Source organism: Catenulispora pinistramenti, from assembly GCF_018274385.1.
GTDB classification, from domain to species: domain Bacteria; phylum Actinomycetota; class Actinomycetes; order Streptomycetales; family Catenulisporaceae; genus Catenulispora; species Catenulispora pinistramenti.
This window is the reverse complement of sequence record NZ_JAAFYZ010000407.1, coordinates 1-3,920: the sequence shown is the minus strand read 5'-3', so window position 1 is coordinate 3,920 and position 3,920 is coordinate 1. Positions and strand designations below refer to the sequence as shown.

2 protein-coding genes are annotated in these 3,920 nt (G+C 69.3%); one reads left to right on the top strand and one right to left on the bottom strand.

Going from position 1 to position 3,920, the window contains the following annotated elements; all coding sequences use genetic code 11:
* Nucleotides 1-537: 537 nt before the first annotated feature.
* Entirely contained in the window at nt 538-1,521 is a 984-nt protein-coding gene (locus KGQ19_RS47785; RefSeq protein WP_212022176.1) for a DUF5926 family protein, read from the bottom strand.
* Nucleotides 1,522-1,800: 279 nt separating this feature from the next.
* Here KGQ19_RS47785 and KGQ19_RS47780 point away from each other — a divergent pair, with 279 nt between their 5' ends.
* Complete coding sequence (locus KGQ19_RS47780) at nt 1,801-3,681, top strand: anthranilate synthase family protein (RefSeq protein WP_212022175.1); 1,881 nt, start codon at nt 1,801-1,803, stop codon at nt 3,679-3,681.
* Nucleotides 3,682-3,920: the final 239 nt, after the last annotated feature.

Genomic DNA, 3,920 nt, shown 5'->3' with positions numbered 1-3,920 from the left:
CGCCGCCGCTGAGCCCTGGCCCAGCCACCCTAGGGAACCGCGCTAGTTTCCCTGAGGTTGCCGAGGCCCGCCGGAGGCCCGGCCCTTCACCATGGTTTTGACTTTGATCTTGCTGTTGATCTGGCCTATGCCCTTGATCTTGCTCTTGATCTGGCCTGTGCCCTTGTCCTGACTTGCCGGTGTTGAAGAGGCCTGAGGTGGGGCGGGGTTGTGAACGCGGGAACCTGCAGCCGACAAACACGACTCGCCGCCCCGAACCCCGAACCGGCATAACTATGACCGAAGGCCGTAAAAGCATTTAAAACCCACAGACTAACCGCAATCCGCCCAGCAGTACCAGCCGACAACGGGTCCCCGTTACCCCCCGATGACCGGCACGTCGCGAACTACCGGACAGAGGTTGCCTGATGCGGCACCAATGATGTGGCACTACCAATGAGTACCTAGCAATAGGAAAGCGCGGGAGCCCCTGAGGACTCCCGCGCTTCGTCGCTCTATACCGAACTCGCTATAGAGCTCTATAGCGGTAGCGCCGCCTTAGCGCAGCGTCACCTGTCGACTCACCAGCCCAGCACGCGCCCGGCGCTCCTCGTTCGTCAACGGACTGTCATCGGCGAGCGCCTTGGCCAGCCGCTCGGCGAACTCGGCCGCCGGCTTCTCGATCTCCGAGGCCTCCATCTCCTTGGGGAGGTCCCAGACCGGGACGACCAGGCCGCAGGCGCGGAAGGCGCCGACGTACCGGGTGCCCTCGCCGAGGCCGGACTGCTTGGCCGCGTGCAGCCGGGCCAGCGCGTCCATCAGCTTCTCCTCCTCGTAGGGCATCACCCAGCGCAGGTGGCCCTTCTCCCGGATGCGCGTCCAGTACGCGGAGGGGACCGAGGCCAGCTTCGTGGTCGGGTACGCGGCGGCGTTGGCGTGCTCCAGCGAGAGCTGCGCCTCGGCCGACACCTCCGCGCCGTCGATGATCCAGAACGAGAAGTCGTCGTGGACGGCGATGTCCAGGCTGTCCGCGCTGGTGTCCAGCAGGTCCCGCAGCCGCGGGCCCTCGGCCGCCGGGGCCGCGGAGTCCACGACCGTGCCCGGCTCGCTGTCCAGGGCGCGCAGCAGCGCGTCGGCCAGGTCCCGGTCCGGGTCGCCGGAGCTGGCCAGGGTCTGGAGCGCCAGCATGATCTCGCCGGTGTCCCGGTGCACCGCCGGGGCGGCCATCGGCAGGACCGTGGCCAGGGTGACGGTGCGGTCGGCGTGCTCGCCGGCCAGCTTCAGCGGCGCGGTGGCGGCCGGCACCAGCTCGCGCATCGCGACGATGTCCGTCTCGCCCGGCAGCCCCTCGAACGGCCGCTTGTTCGCGGTCACCTCGGCGGCCTGCTGGTGCGCCGCGTGCGCGGCCTCGCGGCCGTGGCAGGCCTTGTACCGGCGGCCCGACCCGCACGGGCACGCCTCGCGCGCCCCGACGACCGGGATCTCGCCGTCCAGGACCGGCGTCTGCCCGGCCTTCACGGCCCTACTCGACTTCTTGCCCATGGCTGCCGGACCTTCCTGCGTGGGATGTTTGCTTCGGCCAGCCTAGTAGGCCCGGGGGGGGTGAGACGGGCACACACGGCGGGTGACACCCTGCTACTGTGCGGTCATGCGCTCGTTCCCCCAGCAATGGTGGTGGTCCGCCCCAGGCGGACCCCGGTAACAGCGCACCCACGCTCCCGACCGGCCGCCTCACGAGGCGGCCGGTTTCGGTTTCTCTGAGAAAGCCCTGGAGAACCCCCGGTGGGCCTCACGGAGCGGCCTCCTTAGAGAGGCACCGCAATGGCACACCAGGGCTTGCCGCAGGACTTGCTACCGGGTTTCCCCTCACGTCTGCCGGACGGACCGTTCGCGCTGATCCGGCGCGGCTCCGAGCCGGACGTCGAACTGCTCACCGGAGGCGCCTTCGAGCAGTTCCCCGCGCTGGCGGATCTCCCTACAGAGGACTCTGACGCGCTCCTCGCTCTCGTCCCCTATAGGCAACTCATGGAACGCGGGGACGAGTGTCACGACGACCACACACCACTGCTCGCCCTGCGGATCAGGGAACGCTCCCGATGCTTGATCACGGAGTTGCCGCCCGCCACGCCGCCGGTGTTGCGGGACGGCGCGTTCGATGTGGATGACGAGGCGTATGGGGCGTCCGTAAAACGCGTGCTCGATGAGGAGATCGGCGCGGGCGAAGGGTCGAACTTCGTATTGCGCCGGACGTTCGTCGGACACTGCGACTCCGCACGGGAGACGGCGTACGGAGCGTTCCGCGCACTGCTGGAGCGGGAGCGGAACGCCTATTGGACGTTCCTCATCGACACCGGCGAGGGGCTGATGGTCGGGGCGACTCCGGAACGCCACGTATCGCTCTCCAGAGGGATCGCGGTGATGAACCCCATTAGCGGAACCCTGCGCGAACCCCCGGCGACAGCTTCACGGGAGCGCGTGGTGGCGTTCCTGGGCGACGCCAAGGAGCGCGACGAACTGGCGATGGTCGTGGACGAGGAACTGAAGATGCTCGCCGAGGTCGGGGACCTCGGCGGCCGGGTCCGCGGACCGTTCCTGAAGGAGATGACGAACCTCGCGCACACCGAGTACTACATCGAGGCGCGCACCACGATGGACCCGCGCCTGATCCTGCGCACCACCATGTTCGCCCCCACCGCCACCGGCTCCCCGATCCGCAACGCGTTCCGGGTGATCAAGCGGCACGAACGGGGCGGCCGCGGGTACTACGCGGGGGTCGCGGCGCTGATCTCCCACGACGAGACCGGGGCGCCGGAGATGGACGCGCCGCTGATGCTGCGGGTCGCGTATGTGGCGAACGACGGGACGGTGCGGGTACCGGTCGGCGCGACCCTGGTGCGCGGGTCGGATCCGTACGAGGAGGTGCGGGAGACGTACGCGAAGGCCGCGGGGGTGCTGCGAGCCTTCGGGGTGGCGTTCGGGCCGACATCCCCGGCCCACACCAGCCCGGGCACCCCGGCGGAGGCGCGCACGGCACCATGGTCCGAGGACCCCGAGATCGCCGCACTGCTGGCGGCCCGTAACGAAACCCTTTCCCCCTTCTGGCTGAACGAGCACGAGCCCGCGAACCTGGTCGACCCGGCACTGGCCGGACGCAGGGTGCTGATCATCGACAACGAGGACGCGTTCACGTCGATGCTGGCGGTCGAACTGCGCTCCCTCGGCCTGGAGACGACGCGCGTCGCGCACGACGAGGTCCCCGACCACAGCGCCTACGACCTGGTCCTCCTCGGCCCCGGCCCCGGCGACCCCCGCGACCTGACCTCGCCGCGCATCAACGGTGTCCGCAAACTGGCCAAGCTCCTGATCGACCACCGCACCCCCACCCTCGGCCTCTGCCTCGGCCACCAGGCGCTGGCCGCCGAACTCGGCCTGGAACTGGTGCGGCTGCCCACGCCGATGCAGGGGATGCAGGCGGAGCTGGACCTGTTCGGCAGCCGGGAGCGAGTGGCGTTCTACAACTCCTACGCGGCGCGCCTTCCGGAATTCCTGGTCCTGGAAACAGTGGCGATCCCCGACAGCAGCCTGACGGCGGCCCTGCGGGGACCCTCCTTCACCGGGCTCCAGTTCCACCCCGAGTCGGTGCTGACGATGGACGGGCTCGGCATCCTCGGACGCGAGATCCGGCGGCTGCTGAGTCGTTGAAGCGGGTGTGCGGTGGCGCGATCTGGTCTACCGGACGCGCCACCGCGTGCCGACATAGCAGGCACCTGACACCGGTCGCCTCACCAGTCACCAGTCACCGATCACCGATCACCGATCACCGATCACCGATCACCGATCACGCCGATAACACAACCAGGTTCGGGCACAGCACCTGAGCTGCCTCAGCCCGACCGCCACCGCGAGCCTCCTCCGCCCGCGACGACAGCCACGCCCCCGCC

What these genes read in the sequence shown, in the direction of transcription:
- KGQ19_RS47785 (WP_212022176.1), bottom strand. Translation starts at nt 1,521, where the DNA reads ATGGGCAAGAAGTCGAGTAGGGCCGTGAAGGCCGGGCAGACGCCGGTC.
- KGQ19_RS47780 (WP_212022175.1), top strand. Translation starts at nt 1,801, where the DNA reads ATGGCACACCAGGGCTTGCCGCAGGACTTGCTACCGGGTTTCCCCTCA.